A 26602-nucleotide genomic window follows, 5' to 3' on the forward strand; every position below is an offset into this window, starting at 1 on the left:
TTCATGTTACGCAAACTCACTCAGCAAGTTCTGCGCATGGCCATACTGGCCGTGACCGTGGGCATGGCCGGTTGCGCCAGCCTGCCGGCGCCGCATGACAACGGCGCGCTGCAGCGCGAGGCGATGGCCGGCACGCAGAACCCGGTGCCGGCACCGTTGCCGTTGAACAGCGACTTCGCCAGCGGCAGCGAAACCACGGCGAAATCGGAGCTCAGCCACGGCAGCGGCCAGTTCATCCGGCCGGGCGCGCTGGCTACGCCACGACCGGCGGCGAACGGTCCCGGCGGTGTCACCTTCAATTTCGAGAATCAGCCGGTGCAGGCGGTGGTCAAGGCGATCCTCGGCGACCTGCTCAAGCAGAACTACACGATCGTGCCGGGTGTGCAGGGCAACATCTCGTTCGCAACCTCCGAGCCGGTGGATTCGAACCAGGCGCTGCCGATCCTGGAGACCCTGTTGTCGTGGACGCACAATGCGCTGGTGCAACGCAACGGCGGTTACGTGGTGATGCCGGAGAAGGACGCCGTGGCCGGCAACCTGGTGCCCAGTCTCGGCGCCGCCGCACCGCAGGGTGGCCTGCAGGCGCGGCTGTTCCCGCTGCACTACATCTCGGCCAGCGAGATGCAGAAGCTGATCAAGCCATTCGCGCGGCCGAACGCGATCCTGCTGGTGGACTCGGCGCGCAACCTGCTGGTGATGTCCGGCACGCCGGATGAGCTGACCAACTACCAAGGCATGGTGCGCACCTTCGATGTCGACTGGTTGCGCGGCATGTCGGTGGGCGTGTTCAACCTGCAGTATGCGAACGTCGCCGAGCTGATGCCGAAGCTCGATGGCATGTTCGGCGCGCATGGCGATACCCCGCTGGCCGGCATGCTGCGTTTCATCCCGATCGAGCGCACCAATGCAATGGTGGTGATCAGCACCCAGCCCGAATACCTGCAGGAAGTCGGCGACTGGATCACCCGCATCGACCGCGGTGGCGGCAACGAACCGCAGCTGTTCGTCTACGACGTGCGCAACATCAAGGCGTCGGATCTGGCGAAGTACCTGGCGCAGATCTACACCAACGGTGCCGGCGGCAATGGCAGCAGCGACAATGGCGGCAAGGTCGGGCCCGGCCTGAGCGGTGGCACGCTGGGCAGCGCCGACAACGCCAGTGGCAAAAGCATAGGCAGCACCGCCGGCAGCTTCGGCAATACGGACAGTTCGGGCGCTACCGGGGGGCTGGGCAGTTCGGGCGGCACCTCCGGTATCGGCAGCGGCAGCAGTGGTCTCAATACGGGCAGTGGCACCACCGGTGGTATCGGGGGCACCACGTCCGGCATCGGCGGCAGTGGTTCAAGTGGCAGCAGCGGGCTGGAGAACGCCGGCAGCAGTGCCTCGAACGACCAGCAGTACAGCTCCAGCGATGGCAGCGTGAAGATCAGTTCGGTCGACAACAGTAACCAGCTGATGGTGCGTGCCCGGCCGTCGCAATGGGAGGAGATCAAGACCGCGATCACCAAGCTGGACAACGTGCCGCTGCAGGTGCAGATCGAGACGCGCATCATGGAGGTGACGCTCACCGGACAGTTCGAGTTCGGCGTGCAGTGGTATCTACAGGGGCTGACCGGCAGCACCACCAACAGCGACGGCAGCGTCACGCCCGGCGAGCCATATCGCCATCGGGCGGCCGCGCTGGGCGGGGGCGGCAACACCTACAACACGGGTGACGCGCTGTTCTACTCCTTCATCAACAGCAAGATGCAGGTCGCGCTGAGTGCGATGGAGACCAACGGCAATACCAAGACGCTGTCGGCACCTTCGATGGTGGTACTCAACAACCAGCTGGCGCACATCCAGGTAGGCAACCAGATCCCGGTCAACCAGACCTCGATCATCGGGCTGGGCGGGACGACCGCCACGAATACGACGGCCAGCTCGGTGACGTATCTGCCCACCGGCGTGATTCTCGATGTGCAGCCGCGGGTGAATCCGGGTGGCCTGGTCTACCTCAACGTGCACCAGCAGGTCAGTTCGACGCTGGGCAACGCCAATACGCAGGGCAACTTCACCATCGCGCAGCGCGATGTGGCGACCCAGGTCGCGGTGCAAAGCGGCCAGACCGTGCTGCTCGGCGGCCTGATCCAGCAGGACGAGTCCACCACCAATACCGGTATTCCAGGACTCAACGACATCCCGTGGCTGGGCCGGCTGTTCGGCACTACCGGCCGCAGCCGCAACCGCACCGAGCTGATCGTGCTGATCACGCCGCGGGTGATCCGCAGCAGCGAGGATGCCCGGCAGATCACCGAGGACTACCAGAACAAGTTCGAGTCGCTGGCGCCTCTGCGGGAATCCCAGCATGCGGTGTCCGCCGTGCCGGTGATCGCGCCGCTGCCGGCGTCGACGGCGGTCGCCGCCAGCTGGCCGGAACAGCTGCAGCAACACGCCGAGGGCGCCTTGCGCAATGCCGATTATGCGAATGCGCAGGATCTGGCGATGCAGTCGTGGCGGCAGGGTTCGCGCCACGGCAGCCTGTGCGAACGCAACTGGCAGGTGATCCTGCAGGCGCGGCAGGCAAATCACGCCTTGGGTGGCGTCGATGCGGCGCGCAAGCAGGAAGCCGAATGTCTGCGACCGTCGGCAACGCCATAGCCGCCGACGCGCAAGCTGCGCACTGATAGGAGCCAGGGGAGGCGCGTGGTGGCGGCTGCACAGGCATGGACTGGCAGCCGTTATCATTCGCGTGGATGACTTCATCCACGCCCCGCTTTCCGATCACCCCGCTGCTGCCGGAAATCCGCGCCTCACTCGCCGCACATCCGCGGCTGGTGCTGGAGGCGCCGCCCGGTGCCGGCAAGACCACCCAGGTGCCGCTGGCGCTGCTCGATGCGGCATGGCTGCAGGGGCTGAAGATCCTGATGCTGGAGCCGCGCCGGATCGCGGCGCGCGCCGCCGCGCAGTTCATGGCGCAGCAGCTCGGCGAAGAGGTCGGTCGTACGGTGGGCTATCGCATCCGCTTCGAGTCCAAGGTGAGTGCGGTCACGCGGATCGAGGTGGTCACCGAAGGCATCCTCACGCGGATGCTGCAGGACGATCCCGAACTGGGCGGCATCGGCGCAATCCTGTTCGACGAATTCCACGAACGCCATCTTGCTGGTGATCTTGGCGTGGCGCTGGCGCTGGATGTGCAGGCCACGCTGCGGCCCGAGCTGCGCCTGCTGGTGATGTCGGCCACGCTGGATGGCGAGCGCATCGCGCAATGGCTGCACGCACCGCGTATCTCCAGCCCCGGCCGCAGCTATCCGGTGCGCATCGACTATCCGCCGGCGCGCGCGCAGGAGAGCGTCGAGCATCAACTCGCACGCGTGGTGCGGCAGGCACTGGAAGACAGCGATGGTGACGTGCTGGCGTTCCTGCCCGGCCGTCGCGAGATCGCACGGGCGCAGGCAGTACTCATGCAGAGCCTCGATCGGAGTGATGTCGAGGTGGTCGTATTGCACGGCGAGCTGTCGCTGGCCGAACAGCAGTTCGCGTTGAGCCCCGCCGAGCCGGGCACGCGACGCGTCGTGTTGGCGACGAATGTGGCCGAATCCAGCGTTACCTTGCCCGGCATCCGTGCGGTGATCGACAGCGGCCTCGCGCGTGAGCCGCGCTTCGATCCGAACTCCGGCTTCACCCGGTTGGAAACCGTCAACATCTCGCAGGCCTCGGCCGACCAGCGCGCCGGCCGCGCCGGTCGCGTGGCGGAAGGCACGGCGTACCGGTTATGGCCGCAGAGCAGGCGGCTCGATGCGGCGCGCACGGCGGAGATCACCCAGGCCGAACTGTCCGGCCTCGCGCTGGAACTGGCGGCCTGGGGTTTGACGGCGAGCAGCAGCGCGCAACTGCCGTGGCTGGACCCGCCGCCGCACGGCGCGCTGGCGCAGGCACGCGAACTGCTGAGCAGCCTCGGCGCACTCGACAGCAGTGGGCGCATCAGCGCGCTGGGTCGCCGGATGCTGGAACTCGGCGCCACCCCGCGTCTGGGCGCTGCCGCGTTGCGCGCTCCGGATGAACGGCGCGCGTTGATCGCCGACCTGCTGGCACTGATGGAAGCACGCTCGCCGCTGCGCGGCGAGCAGGCACGCAGCGATGATTTCCGTGTGCGCGTGGCCGCCTTGCACGCCTGGCGCGACCGCCACAGCTCGGGTGGCCGCTCTCGCCCCTCTCTTGCGCATCCTGCGCCTGCGGGACTAGCACTTCCTGTGCAGCGCGCGTCCTTCGCTCGCGACACTGAGCCATCCATGGCTGGCGCTCGTGGCGGTGGCGTCGATGCCGGCGCACTGGCGGCGATCGAACAGGCCAGCAAGGGCTGGCGCCGACGTCTGGACGTCCGTACCGCCGCCAGCGGCATGCCCGACAGCCACGTCGTCGGCGACCTGCTGCTGCATGCGTTCCCCGATCGCATCGCGCGGCGCGACGACAACAATCCATTGCGTTATACGCTGGCGAATGGCCGTGGTGCGCGTCTGCATGAAAACACGGCTCTGCTTGGCGAGCCGTGGCTGGTCGCGCTGGACCTGCGTTTCGAGGCGCGCGACAGTTTGATCCTCGCGGCCGCACCGCTCGACCCGCGCGTGCTGGAGCGTGATTACCCGGCGCAGTTCACGCGCGAACGCACGTTGCGCTGGAACGACGAACGCGCGGCGGCCGAGGCTTTCGACGAACGTCGCTTCGGCGCCATCGTGCTGGAACGTCGCAGCGTGCCGGTGCGACCCGAGGATGCGCTGCCGGCGATGCTGGCTGCGGTGCGCAGCAAGGGCCTCGGCGTGCTGCCATGGAGCGCGAACGCGCAGCGCCTGCGCGCTCGCATGCAGGCGCTGCGCGCGTGGATGCCGGAACTCGGCTTGCCGGACATCTCCGATGCGGCGCTGCTGGCCTCGCTGGATGACTGGCTGGCGCCGTATCTCGGTGGCAAGCACCGGCTCGACGCGCTCGACGCGGAGGAGCTGTCGCAGGCGCTGGCGGCGCGGTTCGACTACGAGCAGCGTCGCATGCTCGATGCGCAGGCACCGGAAACGCTCACTGTGCCAAGTGGTCAGCAGCGGCGCCTCGAATACGCCGAGGGCGAGCCACCGGTGCTGGCGGTCAAGCTGCAGGAGCTGTTCGGTCTGGCCGACACGCCGCGCATCGGCGGCGGGCGCATCCCGGTCACCTTGCACCTGCTCTCGCCGGCCGGCCGGCCGATCCAGGTCACGCAGGACCTGAAGGGCTTCTGGGAACGCACCTATCCGGAAGTGCGCAAGGAATTGAAGGGGCGTTATCCGCGTCACCCCTGGCCGGACGATCCGTGGACCGCCACGCCGACGCACCGGGCGAAGCCGCGCGGCAGCTGAGCGCGCGCAGACACTTCGGGCTGGCCCGAAAGGTCGCGCCCTCGGGCCGGCTAGACTTGGATGCATGAACGATGGCGCACCGCTCAATCGTTATCAGTTGGCGGAACTCGGCAGCCTGCTGGCCGAGCCGGCACGCGCGGCGATGCTGCTCGCGTTGACCGACGGCACCTCGCGACCGGCTGGCGAATTGGCGCAGGCGGCCGGCATCACGCCGGCCACCGCCAGCGCACATCTGCACCGGCTGCTCGACGGTGGTCTGCTGGCGCTGCAGGTGCAGGGGCGCCATCGCTACTACCGGCTGGCGGATGAGCGTGTCGCGGCGATGCTGGAATCGCTCGCGCTGGCTCGTGCACCGGCGCCGCATACGATGCCGGCCAGGGGTGATGCGCAACTGCGCCGGGCGCGTTGCTGTTACCGGCATCTGGCCGGTGCGCTGGGCGTGGCGTTCTGCGCCACGCTGTTGCAACGCGACTGGCTGCAAACCGAGACGCGCGGTCTGTTTCTGCGACCGGCTGGTATCGAGGCGCTGGTATCGAGCGGATTGCCCTTGGCCGATGCGTCACAGCTGTATGGTCGCAGTTGCCTGGACTGGACCGAGCGCCGCATGCATCTGGGTGGCCCGCTGGGGGTGATGTTGACCTCGGCGATGTTCGAGGCCGGCTGGTTGCGCCGGTTGCCGCAGGGACGCGCCTTGCAGCCCAGCGCGGATGGCTTGCGCCGGCTGGGCATGCTGGGCGTGCTGGTCGATTGATGCTGGTGCGGTCAGCAGGCGGTTGATACAAGCCCGGTTTGCACCACATGCAGCTTTCCGGGGAATGCCGCGAGGGAAGCATTCGGACGTCCAAAAAAAGGCCCGATCGTTGCCGATCGGGCCGGAGGATTCCTTGGTCTGAAACAGGAAGCGCAGCCTTGCGTCTCCTTGACAACCGTTGACGGCAGCCGCGCGAGGCAGCTGCCGTCAGGGGTACTTACTGCACGGTCAGGGTGACGTCGTCGAGCGTGAAGTCGGTGTTACCCGAGGACGAAGTCTCCTTGCCGGTGAACTTGATGGTCACCGTCTGGCCGATGTACGCGGACAGGTTGGCGGTTTCCACCGCGTAGCCGGTGTTCGTGTTCTTGCTGGTGAACGAGCCCACCGTGCCCAGCACCGTACCCGACGAATTCAGCACCTGCACGGTCAAGGTATCGACCGCCGTGCTCTTGGTCGAGTCGATATGCAGGTAGTACTGCAAGGTCGCCGTCGTCTTGCCGCTCGGAATCGCTACCGATTGCGAAACCGTGTCGGTGTGCGAAGTACCATACCCGTCGAGCCACGCGAACCACGTCCCTGCATGTGCGGTCTCACCGCTGCCGCAGTAGCTGGACGAGGAGCTGCTGCTGCTGCACAGCGAACCCGAACTCATGCTCCACGGTGTCGCCTTGCCGGTTTCGAAGCCGGTGTTGACGAGCAGCTGGGTCGGGGTGCCACCGCTGGAGACCGTCACCGATGCCGTCTTGGAGCTGGTCTTGCCATCGACGCTGTCGGTCACCGTCTCGGTCACGCTGTAGGTACCGGCGGCCGCATAGGTGTGGCTTGGGCTGGCTACGGCCGAGGTGCTGCCGTCACCGAAGGTCCACGCATACGTGCCGATGGAGCCACCCGAATCGGTGGAGCTGTCGGTGAAGGTGGCGGTAAGGCCGCTGGTGGTGTCGCTGAAGTTGGCGGTCGGCGTGCCACCGGTGGCGCCACTGGAGACCGTCACCGATGCCGTCTTGGAGCTGGTCTTGCCGCTGACGCCGTCGGTCACCGTTTCGGTCACGCTGTAGGTGCCGGCGGCCGCATAGGTGTGGCTCGGGCTGGTGGCGGTCGAGGTGCTGCCGTCGCCGAAGGTCCACGCATGCGAGCTGATGGTGCCGCCCGAATCGGTGGAGCTGTCGGTGAAGGTGGCGGTCAGGCCGCTGGTCGTGTCGCTGAAGTTGGCGGTCGGCGTACCACCCGTGCTGCCACCACCGCTGACATTGCCGGACAGCGCGCTGACGATGATGCTGCCGAAGCCGGTGGTGTAATCCCAGCCGGTGGCGGCCGTCTCACCGCTGTTGTTGCCCGAGGTGATGTCGTGGAAGTCGGTCGCGTAGTTGGCCGCCGCTGCCTTGTAGATCAGCGGAGCGGCGAAGCCGAGCGCGCCGCCATTGGCTGCCTGGATACGTGCCCACGCACCCACGAACAGTGGCGAGGACAGGCTGGTACCACCGATTTGCTGGTTGGCCTGACCGTCCACGATGACCAGTGCGCCGGAATCCGGGCTGCCTTCATAGGCGATATCGGGTACGCCGCGGAACTTGGAGGTGCCGTTCTGGCCCACGCCCACCTGCCAGCTCGGAATCGGCTCGAAGGTGCTCGGGCTGCCACCGGTGGCGCCTTCGCTTTCGCTGAGGTTGTTCCACACGGTCTCGCTGGACCAGGTCGTGGTGTTGGTGGTGTAGATCTCGGTGCCGCCGGCCGCGATCACGTACTGCGAGCTGGCGGGCCAGCTCGGGGTGATGCCGCTGGTGCATTCGTTGGCACCGGAGTCGCCGGCGGATACCGAGAAGGTCTGGCCCTGCGCCACGGCCTGCTCGAAGACGGCGTCTTCTGCGGTCGTCGTGCCAGCCGACTTCGCATCGGTTTCGCACTCGCCCAGCGAGACGTTGATCGCAACCGCCTTGTCGTCGGTCACCGCCAGGTTGTAGTCCGTGGTGAGGGCGGCATCGGAGAGCGAGGCAGCATCGTAAAGGATCAGGCTTTTCAGGCCACCCGACATCGCGATCATGTCCTGGGTGTCCAGATCCCATTCACCGTCGCCGCTGGCCGAGACACTGCCTTTGTTGCCGGTACCCTCGATGGTCGGGACGAGCGAGGTCAGGCCGTTGGTGCTCTCGAAGGACTTGATGTCGCTGAGCACATCGCTCATCTGGCCAGATACCACGTTACCGACGGTGATCGTCGTTGCCGGGGCAAGGCTGCTGGCGCCGTAGATCTTCGGGAAATCGAGCGGGTTGTGGCCGACAGCCGTACCGGACGTCGCATCCGTGTGAACGGCATTTGCACGCACCCGGCGCGCGAAGATATGCGACATGTGCACGTTATCCAGGCCCAGCACGGACTGCACCGTGCTCTGCAACTCGGCCGGGATCATCACATCGTTGGAGTTGGCGTATGCATCGCGTCCGTCATGCGTGCGCACGTGCACCATCGAGGTATGGAAGGATGACTGCACCGTATCGGCTTGGCCATCGGCCTCGACCAGCATGCGATTGGGCGCGATCGTGACATTAGTGAAGCCGGACTGCTTCAGATAATTCGCGACGGCCTGCGCCTGCGCCTGGGTCGGCGAATACAGCGCGGCGAATTCCGCCGGTGTCAGCGCCTTGTGCTTGGGATCGGCCACATAGGCGTCCAGCTTCGACTTGTTCTGCAGCTGCAGTGAGATCACCACGTGCATCGGCTGCGAGAACGCAAGCGGACCCTGGACAACATCACCGTTGCGCAGGCTGGTGGCATGATGCGGCTGCATCAAGGAGACGAACGAGGCTGGTGTGGCGAAGGCTGATGCGGTGGCAGCCATGCCGATGGCGGCCACCAGCAACTTGAGACGAAAATGGTTTGGCATTTAGAGCTCCCAGAACGTTTTTGAGGCCAAACGAAGCCGTTGAGACCCGTGGACCTCATGAATTAGTGTCATGGACAGACACGACACGACGAGTTTTCTTGGATTGCCCTGCGATCCCGTGTCTTGTGTCCAACCCTCCCCCAGGTTTCCCTCAGGGTTGAACGCAGATTTGAAGTGGTCTTGCAGAAGTGGCCACAGGATCATTCGCCAAGCTCCCAGTTGGCGAATTCAACGACGGTATGAGTTGCAGATGAAACGGGTCAATAGGACTTTTTGTAGTGGTCGGTGACTGCGGTCACATAATCAAAAAATGGCGTCGGTGTGTCTGCAACGCAATTATTTTCAATAATCATGGCGCTGCGGAACCCTGTGAAAGCACGTACGTTCGATTCCAGCGCGAGCGTGTTGCGCGATGCTTTTCATGAGTGCAATCAGTCAAATGGGCGCCGCATGCGTGAGCGGGGCAGGAACGTCTTGGGTGATCCAATACAGCAATGAAATCGATTACGCGGGAGGTGGAACATTTTTGATGGAAGCGTAATTACATGCGTTTGGAACGATATTAATTCATCGAACTCGCAATATTTTGCCGAACCCTTGCGTGATCGACCTCGGGATAATCGATGCAATCCGATTAATCCGATTTATTTTCAATTCAGCTGATCCTGTTCGAACGATACCGATGCTGGCTAGGCGCGTGAACGTCAATCCGACTGCGGCGGAATGACCCGGTTGCCGGTTCATTCCGTTCGGACAGCATGCGACCATGCACGGATGACCCGAACAACTTCCCCGAACCTGGCCATCATTGGCGGTGGCCCGGCCGGCCTGATGGCCGCGGAAGCCGCGTGCAAGGCCGGCGTGAAGGTCGATCTGTATGACGCGATGGGTTCGGTCGGCCGCAAATTCCTGTTGGCCGGCAAGGGTGGGCTGAACCTGACCCATGGCGAACCACGCGCACGCTTCGTCGAACGCTATGGCGCGCGTCGGGCCGAAATCGCGCATTGGCTCGATGCATTCGATGCGGATGCCTTGCGTGCCTGGGCACGCGGGTTGGGTGTGGAGACCTTTGCCGGCAGTTCGGGCCGGGTGTTTCCGCGCGATCTCAAGGCGGCGCCGCTGCTGCGTGCGTGGTTGCACCGTTTGCGCGAATCCGGCGTGACGTTCCACATGCGCCATCGCTGGCTGGGCTGGCAGGCGCATGGCGCGCTGCATTTCGCCACACCGCAGGGCGAGCGTGCGGTGCCGACGGATGCGGTGATCCTCGCGCTGGGTGGCGCCAGCTGGCCGCAGCTCGGTTCCGATGGCGCATGGCTGGCGCCGCTGCAACAGGCCGGGATCGACATCGCGCCGCTGCAGCCGGCGAACTGCGGGTTCGAGCTGGCCTGGAGCGAGCATCTGTCCAGCCGCTTCGCCGGTGCGCCGCTCAAGGCCGTGGTGGCGCACTGGACGGATCGCCGCGGCGTGGCGCACGCGCGGCAGGGCGAATGCGTGCTCAGCGAGTACGGCATCGAGGGCAGCCTGATCTACGCGATCGGCGCGGAGTTGCGGGAGCAGTTGCTCGAACGTGGCGAAGCCGTGCTGCGGCTGGATCTGGTGCCGGGCTACAGCGAACCGGCACTCGCCGATCGCCTGGCGGCACCCCGCGGCAAACACAGCATCGGCGACTGGTTGCGCCGACGCGCCGGGCTGGATCCGGCGAAGTGCGCGCTGGTATTCGAGCTGACCGCGAAGGCGACGCTGGCCGATCCGCTGGCGCTGGCAGCACAGCTCAAGTCCTTGCCCTTGCACCTGCGTGCGCCGCGGCCGGTCGCCGAGGCGATCAGCACCGCCGGTGGCGTGCGGCTGGAAGGACTGGACGACAAGCTGATGCTACGCATGCGTCCGGGTGTGTTCTGCGCCGGCGAGATGCTGGACTGGGAAGCGCCGACCGGCGGCTACCTGCTCACCGCCTGCTTCGCCAGCGGACTGATCGCCGGCCGTGGCGCAGCGCACTGGCTGGGAAAGTAGCCGGGACGCGTGCTGTCCTCAGTGCTTGGTGGAGGACGTCAGTGAGGACTTCGTTGGCTCGACCAGTTCGCTGGCCGACCAGCCGCCGCCGATATCGCCGATCAGCGATACCGCATCGAGCAGGCGTTGCTGCTGCACGTTGAGCGCGCTCTGCTGCGTGTTCAACTCGGTCGCCCGCGCAGTGGCCGCAGTGGTGTAGTCGACCGTGCCGGCCTGATACTCGTTGAACGCGATCTCGGCGCCGCGGGTGGCGTCGCGCACGGCGGCGTCCAGCACCTCGGCCTGCTGGGCGAGAATGCGCAGGCCCGAAAGATCGTCCTCAACGTTCTGGAACGCGGTCAGCACGGTGCCGCGGTAATTGGCGACCGCCGCTTCGTAGTTGGCTTTCGCGGCGGCGACCTCGCCGTGGCGTGCGCCGAAGTCGAATACGGTCTCGCTGACGTCCGCACCCAGCGACCACACATGGTTGGCGATGTGCAGCAAGCCGGCCAGCGGCGACTGCGAAAAACCATCCGCCGCAGACAGCGAGAGAGTGGGGTAATACGCCGCGATGGCGACGCCAACGGCGGCGTTCTGCGCGGCCATCTCGCGCTCGGCGACCGCGATATCCGGGCGGCGCTGCAGCAGGGTCGAGGGCACGCCGGCCGGGACCGATGGCAGTGTCGGCAATGTGGTGCCGTGCGGGATGTCGAGTTCCTCGGGATTCTTCCCCACCAGCACGGCAATCGCATGAGCGTACTTCGCACGCGCCACACCGAGCGCGATCAGGCTGGCCTGGGCATTCTCCAGCTGGGTCCGCGCACTGATGGCATCGGAAGGCGGAATGGTGCCGGCGGTGTCCTGGTTGGTCACCACGCGCAGATATTCCTTGTAGGCGTCGACGGTCTTCTGCAGCAGGTCGATGTCGGCATCGGTCACACGCAGTTCGATCACGGCGGTGGCCAGTGCGGTCTGCTCGGACAAGGTGGCATTGGCCAGGGTCGCTGCACTGGCCTGCGCGGTCGCCTTGTTCTCTTCGATGGTACGGCGAACCTTGCCCCACAGATCGGGAGCCCAGCTGACATCGCCCTCGAGCGAACCCGCGCTGCTGGTCGACTTGCTGCCTGCGCTGCGCTGCTTCGTTGCCGAACCGCTGATACCGATCGCGGGGAACAGGCTGCTGCGTGCCACCTGCACCTCGGCGAGCGCGGCCTGGTAATTGGCGTAGTCCTGGCGCACGGTCTGGTTGGAGACCGACACCATCGGCTCCAGCTGATCGAGTAGCGGATCGTTGAAACCGGTCCACCAGTCGCCTTTCGGCGCTTCGGCCGCTGGCGCCGCGGCCGTCCAGCCGGGCAGCTCCTTGTATTGCGCAGGCGTCACCACCTGCGGGCGGTGGTAGTCGGGGCCGACCATGCAGCCGCCGAGCAGCAGCGTCAGCGAACAGGCCAGGGTCGTGCGGGGGATCTTCATCTTCATGCGCTCGCGTCCGATCTGTTCCACGGCAGGGTGGCGGACCACTTGGCCAGTCTGGCGCGCAAGCGGTCGAGGTAGAGGTAGATCACTGGCGTGGTGTACAGCGTGAAAACCTGGCTGAAAATCAGGCCGCCCATGACGGTGATGCCCAGCGGCTGCCGCAGTGACGCGCCCTGGCCGATGCCGATCGCCAACGGCACCGCGCCGAGCACGGCGGCGGCGGTGGTCATCATGATCGGGCGCAGACGCACCACGGCAGCATCGTGGATGGCCTTCTGCGGCTCATAGCCTTCGTCGCGTTGCAGGTGGATGGCGACGTCGATCATCATGATCGCGTTCTTCTTGACGATGCCGATCAGCAGGATGATGCCGATCATCGCGATCACCGAGAACGGGGTGCCGAAGATCAGCAGCGCCAGGGTGGCACCGATACCCGCCGATGGCAGGGTGGAGAGAATGGTGATCGGGTGGACGGTGTTCTCGTACAGAATGCCGAGCACGATATAGACGGCCGCCAGCGCCGCCAGGATCAGCAGCGGCATGCTCGACATCGACTGCGCGTAGACCTGCGCGGCACCGGCGAAGCTGCCATGGATGGAAGCCGGGACGCCCAGCTCCTGGGTGGCCTGGTTGATCGCCGCGGTGGCCTTGCTCAGCGAACCGCCGGGCGGCAGGTTGAACGATATCGTGGCGGCGACCAGGCCGCCCTGATGACTGACCTGGGTGGCGGTGTGGTTGCTGACATACGTGGCCAGCTGTGGAAACGGCACCAGGGTTTCGCTCGAGGTGCTGTCCGCACTGCCGCTGGAGCTGCCACCTTTCGCGTTGGAGATCGCGTTGGTGAGCTGGTTGGCCACGGCGTTGGCATTGCGTGCATTGGTATTGGACGTCGTGCCCTGCGCGGCCGTCACCACCGACACCGGGGTGACTGGTTTGACCAGGCTGCCCGACATCTGCGTCTGCTGGGTTCCCGCCGCATTGCCGGCCGCCGTGCTGAAACGCATGCGGTCGAGCATCTGCGGATACTGCCAATACGACGGTGCCACCTCCATCACCACGTAGTACTGGTTGAGCGCGTTGTACACGGTCGATACGGTGCGCTGGCCGAAGGCGTCGTACAGCACGCTGTCGATCTGGTTCGGCGCAAAGCCGTAACGTGCACCGGTGGTGCGGTCGAAGTTGATGTAGATCTGCAGGCCGTTCTGCTGCAGATCCGAGTTCACGTCGGTCATCTGGGTACGGTCCTTGCCCAGCGCGGCCACCAGCAGCGGCACCCACTTGAACAGCGCGGTGGAATCGTCGCTGGTCAGCGTGTACTGGTACTCGGCGGCGGACGAGCGCCCGCCGATATGCAAGTCCTGTGCAGCCTGCAGGAACAGTTTCGCGCCCGACACACCGTTGAGCTTGGGTCGCAGGCGATCGACCACCTGCGCCGCGGAGAGCTTGCGTTGCGCCAGCGGCTTGAGCTCGATGAACACATTTGCGGTGTTGAGCGCGCGGCCACCGGTGAAGCCCGCCACCGAGGCGACCGCCGGATCCTTCTGCACGATCGCCTGCAACTGCGCGAGCTTCTGTTGCATTGCCTGGAACGAGATGCTCTGGTCGGCGATGATCTGGCCCGACAGGATGCCGTTGTCCTGCTCGGGAAAGAAGGTCGAGGGCACCAGCTTGAACAGCAGCACATTCAGCACGACCAGTCCGATCAGGGTCAACCCGACCAGCAGCGCGTGGTCGAGCACGCTGGTGAGCGAACGGGCATAGGCGTTCTTGAAACGTTCGAACTGGCGCTCGTACCACAGCGCCCAGCGCGCCCTGGAGTGCAGCGTCTTGCGGTTGAGCACATAGGCCGCCATGGTCGGCGTGACGGTAAGCGAAATCACCAGCGAAAGCAGGATCGCGATCGACAGCGTCACCGCGAACTCGTGGAACAGCAGACCGACGATGCCGGGCATCAGCAGGATCGGCAGGAACACCGCAATCAGCGACAGGCTCATCGAGATCACCGTGAAGCTGACCTCGGCGCTGCCGCGCAATGCCGCCTCGTGCACGTCCATGCCGGACTCGACGTGGCGCACGATGTTCTCCAGCACCACCACCGCATCGTCGACCACGAAGCCGGTGCCGATGGTCAGTGCCATCAGCGAGAGGTTGTCGATGCTGTAGCCGAGCAGGTACATCGGCCCGAACGTGCCGATGATCGACAGCGGCAGTGCCACCGCCGGCACCAGGATCGCCCGGGGCGATTGCAGGAACACAAAGACCACGCCGATCACCAGCAGCACGGCCACGAACAGGGTGCGCTCGGTGTCGCCCACCGCGGCATTGACCGATTGCGAGCGATCCACCGCGATACCGACATGCACGTTGTGCGGCAGCGTCGCCTCGATCGTCGGCAGCACCTTGCGGATCTGCGCGACGGTCTTGACGATGTTGCCGCCGGGCAGCGGGTAGACGATCACCAGCACGGCATCCTTGCCGTTGTACAGGCCGGCATTGCGGATGTTTTCCGCGGAATCCTCGACGTCGGCGACGTCGCGCAACAGCACCGGTGCATTGTTGCGGTAAGCCACGATCAGGTCGCGATAGGGCGCGGCCGTGTTGATCTGGTCGTTGGAGGTGACTTCGTAGCGCTGGTCGCCCTGGTCGATGTGGCCCTTGGCGCTGTTGGCGTTGGCCGAGCTGATCGCCGCGCGCACATCTTCCAGCCCGATGCCGTAGCTGTTGAGCTGGTCGGGCTGCAATTCCACCCGCACCGACGGCAACGCGCTGCCGCCCAGAGTGATCTGGCCCACGCCATCGACCTGCGACAGCTGCTGCTGGAGGATCGAGTCGGCCGAATCGTAGAGCTGCGCGCGGGTCATCGTGTTGGAGGTCAGCGCCAGCACCATGATCGGTGAATCGGCCGGGTTGTACTCGCGGTACGTCGGGTTGCTGCGCAGCGTGGACGGCAGGTCCGCGCGCGACGCCTGCAAGGCCGCCTGGACATCGCGCGCCGCGCCGTTGATATCCCGGCTCAGGCCGAACTGGATGACGATGTTGGCCGAGCCGACCGAACTGGTCGAGGTCATTTCGCTGACATCGGCGATCGAGCCCAGCCGCCGTTCCAGCGGCGCCGCCACGGTGGACGCCATGATGTCCGGACTGGCGCCCGCCATGCTTGCCTGGACCACGATGACGGGATAGGTGACGTTCGGCAGCGGCGCGACCGGCAGGTGGAAATACGCCAGCATGCCGGACAGCGCGATGGCGACCGCCAGCAGGGTGGTCGCCACCGGTCGCTTGATGAACAGGCCCGGGATGCTCACGGCGTCTGCTCGGGCGCCTGTTCGGACGTCGGCTCGGGACGCTTGCGCTGGAAGCGCTGCGCCAGACGGTCAAAGAACAGATAGATCACCGGCGTGGTGAACAGGGTGAGTACCTGGCTAAACGCCAAACCACCGATGATGGCCAGGCCGAGCGGCCGGCGCAGCTCCGAACCGGTGCCGCTGCCCAGCAGCATCGGCAACGCGCCGAGCATCGCCGCCAGCGTCGTCATCAGGATCGGCCGGAAGCGCAGCAGCGACGCTTCGAAGATCGCCTCCGCCGGTGGCTTGCCGTGTTCGCGTTCGGCCTCGAGCGCGAAGTCCACGATCATGATGGCGTTCTTCTTGACGATGCCGATCAACAGCACGATGCCGATGATGCCGATCACGTCCAGATCGCTGCCAGCGATCATCAACGCCAGCAGGGCGCCGATGCCGGCTGAAGGCAGCGTCGAGAGGATCGTCACCGGGTGGATGAAACTCTCGTACAGCACGCCGAGCACGATGTAGACGGCGACCAGTGCCGCGATCAGCAGGTAGACCTCGCTGGACAGCGAATCCTGGAACGCCTGCGCGGCACCCTGGAACGACGACGTGATCGAGGACGGCAGGTGCACCGCCTGCTCGGCCTGGTTGACCTCGTCCACCGCCTTGCTCAGCGAAGCATCCTTGGCCAGGTTGAACGAGATGGTGACCGCGGGGAACTGCGCCAGGTGACTGACCACCAGCGGCGACTTGGTGACCTTGATCGTGGCGATGCCTTTCAGCGGCACCTGGCCGCTGCTGCTGGTCTGGCTGGGCAGGTACAGGTCGCCGAGCGACTCGATCGTCGGCAGGCTTTCGGGCTTGGCGACCAGGATCACTCGGTACTGGCTGGACTGATCGAAGATCGTCGACACGATGCGCTGGCCCAGTGCGTCGTAGAGCGCGTTGTCGATCGTCGCCGCGGTGATGCCGTAACGCGCGGCCAGCTGGCGGTTGACCTCGACGTCCACGCTGAGGCCGTCGTTGTTCAGGTCGCTGGTGACGTCGGTGATCGAGGTGATCTTCTTCATGCGTGCGACCAGGGCGGGCACGTATTGCATGAAAGCCTGCTGGTTCGGCCCGCGCAGCACGAACTGGTACTGGTTCGGCGATACCGTGGTGTCGAGGGTCAGGTCCTGTTCGGGCTGCAGGAACAGCTTGATGCCCGATACGTTCTCGACTTCGGTCTGCAGGCGCCTGGCAATCTCGGCCGCGGTCGACGAACGATCGTCGCGCGCCTTCAGGTTGATCAGGAAGCGGCCGTTGTTGAGCGTGGTATTGGTGCCGTCGATGCCGACATACGAGGTGAGGCCGGTGACGTCCTGATCCTTGAGGATCGCTTCCGCCAGCGCCGCCTGCCGTTCCACCATCGCGCTGTACGACACCGAGTTGTCGGCGATGCTGATGCCCTGGATCACGCCCACGTCCTGGGTCGGGAACAGACCCTTGGGAATGACGATGTACAGGATCACGGTCAGTGCCACGGTGAGCGTCGCGATGACCAGGGTCAGCACCTGATGGCGCAACACGAAGCGCAGGCCGCGCTCGTAGCCCGCCAGCGTCTTGTCGAACAGACCTTCGCTGATCCGCTCGAAACGGCTGGGATGCCGGTCGGCTTGCGCGCGCAGCAGACGTGCGCACAGCATCGGCACCAGGGTCAGCGAGACAATGCCCGAGAGCACGATGGTGACCGCCAGGGTGACCGCGAATTCGCTGAACAGGCGTCCGATCACGCCGCCCATGAACAGCAGCGGGATCAGCACCGCGATCAGCGAGACAGTCAGCGACACGATGGTGAAGCCGATTTGCCCGGCGCCTTCGAGAGCGGCTTCCAGCGGCGTCTTGCCTTCTTCCAGGTAGCGCACGATGTTCTCGATCATCACGATCGAGTCGTCGACCACGAAACCGGTGGCGATGATCAGCGCCATCAGCGAGAGGTTGTCGATCGAGTAGTTCAGCTGGTACATCACCGCCAGCGTGCCGATCAGCGAGACCGGCACCGAAATGCTCGGGATGATCGTGGCCGGCAGGTTGCGCAGGAACACGAAGATCACCAGCACCACCAGCACGATCGCCAGCACCAGCTCGAACGCGGCGTCGGACACCGACGAGCGGATCACGCCGGTACTGTCGGAGACGACCTCGACTTTCATCCCTGCCGGCAGGGTGGACTCCAGCTGCGGCAGCTCCTGCATGATCTGGTTGACGGTGGCGATCACGTTCGCGCCCGGCTGGCGCTGCACATTCAGCACGATCGCCTGGGTCTTGTTGAACCACGCACCCTGCTCGGTGTTCTGCGCGGACTGGGTGACCCGGGCGACATCGCGCAGGAACACCGGGGCGCCGTTCTGGTAGGAGACCACCGTGGCCAGGTAATCCTCCGGATTCTGGATCTGGTCGTTGCCGTTGATCGTGTAGTCCAGTTTCGGGCCGTCGAAATTGCCCTTGGGCTGGCTCACGTTGACGTTCGCGATCAGCGAACGCAGATCGTCGATATTCAGCCCATACGCCGCCAGCTTCTGCGGGTCCGCCTCGACCCGGATCGCCGGCACGTTGCCGCCGGCCGGGGTGACCAGGCCGACGCCCGGCACTTCGGAAATCTTCGCGCCGAGCCGGTTGTTGGCGACATCCTGCAACTGCGGCAGCGACATCGAGCTGGAGGTGACCGCCAGGGTAAGAATCGGCTGGTCGGCGGGATTCACCTTGGCATAGGTTGGCGGTGCCGGCAGGCCCGTGGGCAGCAGGCTATTGGATGCGTTGATCGCCTCCTGCACATTCTGTTCGGCGATATCGAGATTGAGCGCCAGATCGAACTGCAAGGTGATGACCGAAGCCCCGGCCGAACTGTTCGAGGTCATCTGCTGCAGGCCGGGGATCTCGCCCAGCTGCACTTCCAGCGGCGCGGTCACCGTGGTCGCCATCACCGTGGGGCTGGCGCCTGGATAGAAGGTCTGGATCTGGATCGTCGGATAGTCGACGCTGGGCAGTGACGACACCGGCAGAAAGCGCACCGCGACCAGGCCCACCATCACCAGGGCGATCATCAGCAGCGATGTCGCCACCGGCCTGAGCACGAACAGGCGGGAAATGTTCATCGGATCGCGTACCCGCCGTGCTTACGAAGTTTGTGTGGCAGGTGCGGAGCCGTGTGCCCGCTTGCCGCTCTTGTGCGGCGGGCTGGCCGAGGAAGAGGCGGCAGCCGGTGCGCTGCCAGCCTCGGCCGGCTTCGCCGCGGCGATCTTGATCTTGGCGCCGTCGCTCAAGCGGTCCATGCCGTCGGTGACCACCTGCTGACCCGCCGTGAGGCCCGTCAGGATGACCGTGTTCTTGCCGTCGCTGGGGCCCTGGGTCACCTTGTGCACCGAGACAGTCTGGTCGGCATTGACCAGATAGACGTAGTCCCCTGGCGCGCCACTCTGCACGGCGGGTGTCGGCACCAGCACCGCGTTCTGCAGCGTGTCGACCAGCAGTTTGACGTTGACGAACTCGTTCGGAAACAGTACCTCGTCGTCGTTGGGGAACGTCGCGCGCAACGTCACGGTACCGGTACTGGTGGCCATCTGGTTGCCGAGTGCGTACAGCGCGCCGGTGCCCAGCTGCGTGGTGTTGTCGCTGTCATAGACCGTGACCGGCAACTTCGCGCCGGCAGTATTGAAGCGCTTCAGCACCTGGCTCAACGAGTTCTGCGGCACCGTGAATTGCACCGTGGTCGGCTTGATCGTGGTGATGGTCACGATGCCAGGCGAGGTCGATTGGGTGACGTAATTGCCGGGATCGACCAGGCGCAGGCCGACCCGCCCGGCCACCGGTGCGGTGATGTGGCAATACGCGATGTCGAGATCGAACTGCGCGATGTTTGCCTGATCGGCCTTGACCGCGGCCTCGTCCTGCTGGACCGTGAACTGCTGGTCGGCATAGGTCTGTTCGGCAATCGATTTCTGCGCGTGCAACTGCGCGTAGCGGGCGAGGTCGGCACGGGCCTGGGCCAGGCTCGCCTGATCCTTGCCGGCCTGGGCCTGGGCCTGCTGCTTGTCGATTTCGTACTGGCGCGGGTCGATCTGGGCGAGGAACTGTCCCTTGGTCACGTCCTGGCCTTCCTGATAACCGACCGCCGTCAGATAACCGCTCAGCTGCGGCAACACGTTGACGGTGGCGATCGGCGTCACCGTGCCCGGCTCGCTCAGGATTTCCGGCATGTTGCCCAGGGTGGCAGTGGCGGCGCTGACCACTTGCGCCGGTGTGCCGACTTTTGTGGTCTTGCCACTGAACAGATGGAACACGACCAGGGCGACCAGCGCGACGATGACCACCACAACGATCAGCCGGCCACGCTTTTTGTGCGAGTGTCCCGCTGCTTTCGGGGTGTCGGCACTCATAAACCATCTCCCGGGTGTTCATTACTCCACCACGTAGTAGAGCACTTTCACTTGTCAAAACGGCGTCGTCCCGGAAGACAGAATCGCCCGTCACCATAAACGGCAAGATGCTTTCTAACGCTTCGCTGCGCGTGTGGTTGACGCAAGAATTTGCATCGTGCCGCTGGTGAATCTGCCGGCCTGCCATTCCAGCGGACCGGCGTTGCCGCGGCCACGGTGCTTTGAGATTGCCTTGGCCGCACGACGGCCGGTGCGTTTCAAGGCTCGCGCCGTTTCACCAGCTTGATCTCGAACAGTTTCGGCCAGCGCTTGCCGGTGACAAACAGGCGATCGTGCGCGGCGTCATAAGCAATGCCGTTGAGCACGTCGTTGCCGGGGTCCGGCAACTTGCTGACGTCGAGCAGGCCACTGAGGTCGATCCAGCCGACCACGTGGCCAGTGGCAGGATCGATCCTGGCAATCCGGTTGGTCAGCCAGACGTTCGCGTAGATCTCGCCCTTGACCCATTCCAGCTCGTTGAGATTGGTCACCGGCTGGCCATCGGCCATCACCATGATGCTGCCGGTGGTGGCCAGGCTTTCCGGGTCGAGGATGCGTATCACCGTCGAGCCGTCGCTCATGTACAGATGCCGGTTGTCGCGGGTGAGCGCCCAGCCTTCACCGGGATAGGTGAAGGTGTGCTGCAGTTTGAAGCTGGCCAGGTCGTAGACGAAACCGAGCTGGGTCTGCCAGGTCAGCTGCACAAGCCGGTCCTTCCAGTCCACGATGCCTTCGCCGAAATACTGCGACGGCACGTTGTAGCGTTGCACCACTTCACCGGTCTTCAGCTCCACCTTGCGCACGGTCGACTGGCCGGTTTCGCCGGTGCTCTCGTAGAGATAGCCGTCCTTGTAGAACAGGCCCTCGGTATAGGCGCCGGTATCGTGCGGATAGACGTGCACGACCTTGTAGCCGTAGACCGGTATGTTCGCTGCCCACGTCGTGTGCGTGCAGGCGAGCAGGGCGAATGCGAGTGTCCAGGCGAGCCATCGGTTCATGGGCGGATGCTTGGTGAGAGAGGAAGGGCGGATAGTTTGCAGGTACTCATCGATGGTCCCGCACGATATCCAGCAGAGGTGCCAGCTGTGCTTCGAAGTGCTTCCAGCGTGCAATCGACGATCGATAGATCGGCTTGCGCACCTGGGCGATGCTGGCGGTCCTGACGACGCGTTTGTTCCGGTGGAAGTCGAGGCAGCGTTCGTCCCAGGGCAGGCCGAGGTAGTCGAGCAGCCGCCGCGCCTGGCCCTCGGTATCGGCCACCATGTCTTCGTAACGCAGGTCCAGCATGGTGCCGGCCGGCAGCACGCGATGCCAGTGCTGCATCAGCTGGATGTAGCGTACGTAGTAGCGACCGACGGTGCCGAGGTCATAGGTGAAGTCGAGATGGTTGCCCTCGAACAGGCGCGCGTAGCACGAGAAGCACGAATCCATCGGATCGCGCATGGCATGGATGATCTTCGCCTGCGGCAGCATCAGGTGGATCATGCCCACGTGCAGATAGTTGGCCGGCAACTTGTCAGTAATGCGTTCGGCCTCCGGCGCCAGTCGCCATGCGCGCTCCGTGTACGCTTCGCCCAGGCGGTGGAGTTCATCGGCCGACAGCGTGGTGACGACCTCCGGATAGATGCCTGTGCGTTCGCCTGATTTTGTGTCGAGCGAGTGCACCACGTCGTCCAGGTCGGTCAATTCGCCGGCGCCGTAGATACCCGGATGCGTGGACAGGATCTGTTCGATCAGCGTGGTACCTGAACGCGGCATGCCGACGATGAAGATCGGCGCCTTGCCGGCGCGGCTGGTCGGTGGCCGGTTGGCGAAGAAGGTTGTGCTGAACACCGATTGCAGGTGTTTCACCAGCGCGATCTCGCGTGTCTCGTCGTGCGGTAATTGTGCGTGTTGCAGTCGATTGCCTTCCTCATAGGCGGCAAACGCATCGTCGTAACGGCCAGCATCCTCGCGCATCTTGCCGAGCGCGAACCAGTAGCTGATGCGCCCGCTCAATGGCAACGCGGGGAGCTGTTGTTGCTGGCCTTCGAACAGGCTGAGGTGTGCATCGTCGGCAGCATACGTCCGAAACGGCGCCAGGTTGCAATGCGACTGCAGGAAATCCGGCTTGATCGCTATCGCGGCCTCGAAACACTGGCTGGCTTCCTCCAGCCGACCCTGTTTCTTCAGGCACAGGCCAAGGTTGTTGAGCGCCATCAGGTGACTTGGCTCGATCGCCAGCACATGCCGGTAGCTGCGCTCGGCGTCGAGTTGCCGGTGCTGGTGACGCAGCATGTTGCCGAGATTGAAATGCGCTTCGGCCAGCTCGCCATTGAGCGCCAGAGCCTGGCGATAGCTGGCCTGCGCCTCGTCGATGCGTCCCTGTTCGTGCAGTGCATTGCCGAGGTTGTTGTGCGCCTCGGCGGAGTCCGGGGTGATCGCCAGCGCACGGCGATAGCAGGCCTCGGCTTCGGCCATGCGACCCTGGCCGCGATACACGATGCCGAGGCTGTTGTGCACCTGTGAATCATCCGGTCGGGTCGTCAGTACGCGCAGAAAATGCGCCTCGGCTTCCGCGGGTTGGTCGAGTGCCATCAGGATATGGCCGAGCCTGGCGTGCGCTTCGGTGAAATCCGGCCGAATCGCCAGCGCGCGCCGATAGCTGTCCGCCGCATCCATCAATTGTTCCTGCGCGCCCAGTGCATGGCCAAGGTTGCAGTGGGCTTCGGCGTAGTCCGGCTTGATTGCGGCCGTCTGCCGATAGCTGTCGGCGGCATCGGCGTGGCGCCCGAGTGCCATCAGGCTGTTGCCCAGGTTGTAATGCGTGCTGGCATCGCCCGGCAACAGTGCGGTGGCTTGTTGCTGGGCGACCACGGCTTCGGCGATGCGCTTCTGCGGCTTGAGCGACGCACCCAGCGCCTTCCAGGCGAAACCGCTGCCGGGAAAGCGGGCGATCAGTTTGCGTGCCAGCGCTTCGGCTTCAGCGTGATGTTGCTGGTTGATGAGATTGACCAGCGCGTCCATGTCCTGCCGGCTGGGCGAGTCGACCACGATCGTTGACGCACTTGTATCGTGCGGTCGGTGTGGCGCCTTCTCATCGTGCGGCATGAAAGTCCCTGGCGATACGTGAGGTAAGCCGGCCTGCGTCAGCCCAGCGGGCGCACGCGGAAGTTGCGCCCCTTGATCTTGCCGGCGCGCAATCGTTCCAGCGCCTTGTTCGCCAATGCGCGGCTGATAGCCACGTAGGCGCGGGTGGCGAACACATCGATCTTGCCGATGTCCTTCGCATCGAGTCCGGCGTCGCCGGTAAGCGCGCCGAGGATGTCGCCGGGACGCAGCTTGTCCTGCCGGCCGGCGTCGATCACGAGGGTCTTCATCGGTGCCAGGTGCAGGGTCTTGCCACGCGCCGGCGCGATCTTCAGCGTGCGCCACGGCAATGGCATGCCAGTCAACTCCTCGATGTTCGCTGCCTTCGGCCGTTCGCGTGACGAGCACAGCGTGATCGCCAGGCCCGACTGCCCGGCGCGGCCGGTGCGGCCGATCCGGTGCGTATGCGTCTCCGGGTCGTGCGCGATGTCGTAACTCACCACCAGCGGCAGCGCGACGATGTCCAGCCCGCGCGCGGCGACATCGGTGGCGACCAGCACCGCGCAGCTGCGGTTGGCGAAACGTACCAGCACTTCGTCGCGGTCGCGCTGATCCATGTCGCCATGCAGGGCCAGCGCGGAAAAGCCGCGGCGATCGAGTTCCTGCGCCACCGCATCCACTTCGCGGCGCATATTGCAGAACACCAGCGCATGCTCGCCGCGTTCGCTGCCGAGCAGCTGCGCCAGCGCGTCGAGCTTCTGCGCCGGCTCCACCTCGATGAACTGCTGCTCGATCGCCGGCTTCGCCTCGACCGGCGCTTCCACCGTGATCTCGACCGGATTCTTCTGCACGCGCTGGCTCACCGCGCGGATTTCGTCCGGATACGTCGCCGAGAACAGCAGCGTCTGATGATGCTTCGCGATGCGCCCCACGATGTCGTCGATCGCCTCGCTGAAACCCATGTCGAGCATGCGGTCGGCTTCGTCCAGCACCAGTACCTTGATGCCGCCGCCGTGCAGGCTTTCGCGCTTCAGATGTTCCTGCACGCGGCCGGGGGTGCCGACCACGATGTGCGGGTCATGTGTAAGAGACGCTAGTTGCGGCCCCAGCGGCATGCCGCCGCACAGCGTCAGCAGCTTCACATTCGGGATGTTCGCCGCCAGCTTGCGGATCGCCTTGCTGACCTGGTCGGCCAGTTCGCGGGTCGGGCACAACACCAGCGCCTGCAGCCGGATCGTGTCCACATCGATCGATTGCAGCAGGCTCAGCCCGAACGCCGCAGTCTTGCCGCTGCCGGTCTGCGCCTGCGCAATCACGTCACGACCCTCCAGCATCGGCGGCAGGCTTTGCTCCTGCACCGGCGTCATGGTGGCGTAACCGAGCGTTTCGAGGCTGGCGAGCAGGGCGGGTTTGAGCGGGAGCGTGCTGAAGGCGGTCATTCGCCTATGATCGCACGACCGCCTCGCTGCGCTGCGGCGACTTGCATCCGGCCGCCAGCTCGCCGACCCTGTGCGGCTATCGCCTAAGTGATTACCGTCATGGATATCGTTTTCATCGAAGACCTGCGCATCGATACCGTCATCGGTATCTACGACTGGGAGCGCCGCGTGCGCCAGACACTGTCGTTCGATATCGAGATGGCTTTCGACAACACCGTGCCGGCAGCCAGCGACGACATTGCGCTCACGCTGAACTACAAGGACGTCTCCAGGCGCCTGATCGAGTATGTGAGTGAGTCCAGCTTCGGCCTGGTCGAGACGCTGGCCGAGCGCTGCGTGGCGATCATTTGCGAGGAGTTCGGGGTCAGCTGGGTGCGCCTGAAGCTGTCCAAACCCGGTGCGGTGCGCGGTGCCAAGGCGGTCGGCGTGCGGATCGAACGCGGCACGCGGCCGGACTGATGGCACGGGTTTACCTGAGCCTTGGCTCCAACCTCGAACCGTGGCGCCATCTGCCGGGGGCGATCGCTGCGTTGCGCGAGCGCTTCGGCACGATCACGGTGTCGCCGGCATATCGCAGCAAGTCGGTGGGCTTCGACGGCGCGGATTTCGTCAATCTGGCGGTGGGGCTGGATACCGAGCTGTCGCCCGAGGCGCTGAACGACTGGCTGCACGCGCTGGAAGATAGTCACGGTCGTCGTCGCGACGTGCCCCGCTATTCCGACCGCACGCTGGATATCGATATCGTGTTCTACGATGCGCTGGTGCTCGATGGGCCGGGGCATCTGCAGATTCCGCGCAAGGAGTTGCAGCATGCGTTCGTGTTGCGGCCGATCGCGGATATCGCGCCGGCATTCCGGCATCCGCTGAGTGGCCGCAGCATGGCCGAGTTGTGGGCGGCGTTTCCGGTGGAACACGAGCCGCTGATCGTCGAGCCGCTGACGGACTGAGCGGTCCGCACTGTTGCGGATTGATGGCTAGTGCTAGAAAGACAACTTCACAATCCACGGACGCGGGGGCGACGCACATGGCTGGAAAATTTGCACGCAGTTGGGCTTTGATGAAGGCGAGCGCAACAGTGTTGCGCTCGGACAAGTCATTGCTGGTGTTTCCGTTGCTGTCGGGGCTGTGCACGCTGCTGGTAGCGGCGAGTTTCCTGATCCCGGTCGCGGTGATGGTGATCGGTGGCGAGCATGCCGGGCAGGATTTCCACCAGCGCATGTCGGTGGGTGCGTATCTGCTGATGTTCGCGTTCTATCTGGTGCAATATTTCGTGATCATCTTTTTCCAGACCGCGTTGACCGGTGTGGCCTTGATACATCTGCGTGGCGAACCGACCAGCGTGGCGGCGGGGTTTGCACTGGCGCGTTCGCGGCTGCCGCACATTTTCGGTTACGCGTTGATTGCGGCCACCGTCGGTCTGGTGCTGCGCATGATCCAGGAGCGGCTCGGCCTGATCGGCCGGCTGGTGGTCGGCTTCCTCGGGCTGGCCTGGACCGTGGCCACGTTTCTGGTGGTACCGATCCTGGCCAGTCAGGATGTGGGTCCGGTGGATGCGGTCAAACGCAGCGTGGAATTGCTCAAGCGCAGCTGGGGCGAGAACCTGATCGGCAACGGCGGCATCGGCGTGGTGTTTGGCCTGCTGATGTTGCTGGCGGTGCTGGTGGCAGCCGTACTGGTTGGCGGCGCGTTCGCCTCGCAATCCATCGTGGCAATCGTGTTCGCCGTGGTCGTGGTGGTGCTCGGGTTCATCCTGCTCGGGCTGATCCAGTCGTCGCTGCACGGCATCTATGCCGCGGCGCTGTATCGGTATGCGGAATCCGGCGAAGCCAGCGTGGGTTTCGATCCGGCGCTGCTGGAACACGCCTTCCGCAGCAAGCAGAAGTAAGCGTGATGTGT

15 protein-coding genes are annotated in these 26602 nt (G+C 64.9%); 7 read left to right on the forward strand and 8 right to left on the reverse strand.

The features are described from left to right. Positions 1-3 precede the first annotated feature (3 nt). The 3 genes from gspD to B0E48_RS15175 all read left to right on the forward strand — a co-directional run bounded on the left by gspD (position 4) and on the right by B0E48_RS15175 (position 6114). The gene (gene gspD, locus B0E48_RS15165) at positions 4-2640 is read left to right on the forward strand and encodes a type II secretion system secretin GspD (protein ID WP_077518990.1); all 2637 of its coding nucleotides are present in this window, start codon (positions 4-6) and stop codon (positions 2638-2640) included. Between the two features lie 95 nt (positions 2641-2735). Continuing rightward, positions 2736-5363, forward strand: coding sequence for an ATP-dependent helicase HrpB (gene hrpB, locus B0E48_RS15170; RefSeq protein ID WP_077518991.1), 2628 nt, complete (start codon positions 2736-2738; stop codon positions 5361-5363). 64 nt (positions 5364-5427) lie between these two features. After that, the gene (locus B0E48_RS15175) at positions 5428-6114 is read left to right on the forward strand and encodes a helix-turn-helix transcriptional regulator (RefSeq protein ID WP_077518992.1); all 687 of its coding nucleotides are present in this window, start codon (positions 5428-5430) and stop codon (positions 6112-6114) included. Positions 6115-6331: 217 nt separating this feature from the next. On the opposite strand, the gene B0E48_RS15180 is transcribed toward B0E48_RS15175, so the two are convergent. Next, the gene (locus tag B0E48_RS15180; protein WP_077518993.1) at positions 6332-8992 is read right to left on the reverse strand and encodes a PKD domain-containing protein; all 2661 of its coding nucleotides are present in this window, start codon (positions 8990-8992) and stop codon (positions 6332-6334) included. Between the two features lie 774 nt (positions 8993-9766). Here B0E48_RS15180 and B0E48_RS15185 point away from each other — a divergent pair. After that, positions 9767-11002 carry a TIGR03862 family flavoprotein gene (locus B0E48_RS15185; protein ID WP_077518994.1) on the forward strand — a complete coding sequence of 412 codons (1236 nt, stop codon included), beginning with the start codon at positions 9767-9769 and terminating at the stop codon, positions 11000-11002. A gap of 18 nt (positions 11003-11020) precedes the next feature. Here the strand turns inward: B0E48_RS15185 and B0E48_RS15190 are convergent, their stop codons facing one another. The 7 genes from B0E48_RS15190 to dbpA all read right to left on the reverse strand — a co-directional run bounded on the left by B0E48_RS15190 (position 11021) and on the right by dbpA (position 24706). Then, a complete protein-coding gene (locus B0E48_RS15190; RefSeq protein WP_077518995.1) occupies positions 11021-12454 on the reverse strand; it encodes an efflux transporter outer membrane subunit in 1434 nt (477 codons plus the stop codon). Positions 12455-12456: 2 nt separating this feature from the next. Next, positions 12457-15762, reverse strand: coding sequence for an efflux RND transporter permease subunit (locus B0E48_RS15195; protein WP_077518996.1), 3306 nt, complete (start codon positions 15760-15762; stop codon positions 12457-12459). Further along, positions 15759-18878, reverse strand: coding sequence for an efflux RND transporter permease subunit (locus tag B0E48_RS15200; protein ID WP_077518997.1), 3120 nt, complete (start codon positions 18876-18878; stop codon positions 15759-15761). The genes B0E48_RS15195 and B0E48_RS15200 overlap by 4 nt, the downstream gene beginning before the upstream one ends. Before the next feature lie 21 nt (positions 18879-18899). Continuing rightward, the gene (locus tag B0E48_RS15205; protein ID WP_077518998.1) at positions 18900-20159 is read right to left on the reverse strand and encodes an efflux RND transporter periplasmic adaptor subunit; all 1260 of its coding nucleotides are present in this window, start codon (positions 20157-20159) and stop codon (positions 18900-18902) included. Between the two features lie 257 nt (positions 20160-20416). Next, positions 20417-21196, reverse strand: a complete 780-nt coding sequence (locus tag B0E48_RS15210; protein WP_077518999.1) for a glutaminyl-peptide cyclotransferase — start codon at positions 21194-21196, stop codon at positions 20417-20419. A 46-nt stretch (positions 21197-21242) separates the two neighbouring features. Further along, positions 21243-23288: a tetratricopeptide repeat-containing sulfotransferase family protein gene (locus B0E48_RS15215; protein WP_077519000.1), complete on the reverse strand. Its 2046-nt coding sequence runs from the start codon at positions 23286-23288 to the stop codon at positions 21243-21245. Between the two features lie 38 nt (positions 23289-23326). Beyond that, complete coding sequence (gene dbpA, locus B0E48_RS15220; RefSeq protein ID WP_077519001.1) at positions 23327-24706, reverse strand: ATP-dependent RNA helicase DbpA; 1380 nt, start codon at positions 24704-24706, stop codon at positions 23327-23329. Between the two features lie 99 nt (positions 24707-24805). Between dbpA and folB the strand changes: the two genes are divergently transcribed. The 3 genes from folB (at position 24806) to B0E48_RS15235 (ending at position 26591) form a co-directional block, all read left to right on the forward strand. Beyond that, entirely contained in the window at positions 24806-25165 is a 360-nt protein-coding gene (gene folB, locus B0E48_RS15225) for a dihydroneopterin aldolase (RefSeq protein WP_077519002.1), read from the forward strand. Next, entirely contained in the window at positions 25165-25653 is a 489-nt protein-coding gene (gene folK, locus B0E48_RS15230; protein WP_077519003.1) for a 2-amino-4-hydroxy-6-hydroxymethyldihydropteridine diphosphokinase, read from the forward strand. Before folB ends, folK begins: the two co-directional genes overlap by 1 nt. A gap of 110 nt (positions 25654-25763) precedes the next feature. Next, positions 25764-26591, forward strand: coding sequence for a DUF6159 family protein (locus B0E48_RS15235; RefSeq protein ID WP_254423988.1), 828 nt, complete (start codon positions 25764-25766; stop codon positions 26589-26591). The last annotated feature ends 11 nt before the right edge of the window (positions 26592-26602 follow it).

The sequence above is a fragment of the Rhodanobacter sp. C03 genome (assembly GCF_002001175.1).
In the GTDB taxonomy this organism is placed as follows: Bacteria; Pseudomonadota; Gammaproteobacteria; order Xanthomonadales; family Rhodanobacteraceae; genus Rhodanobacter.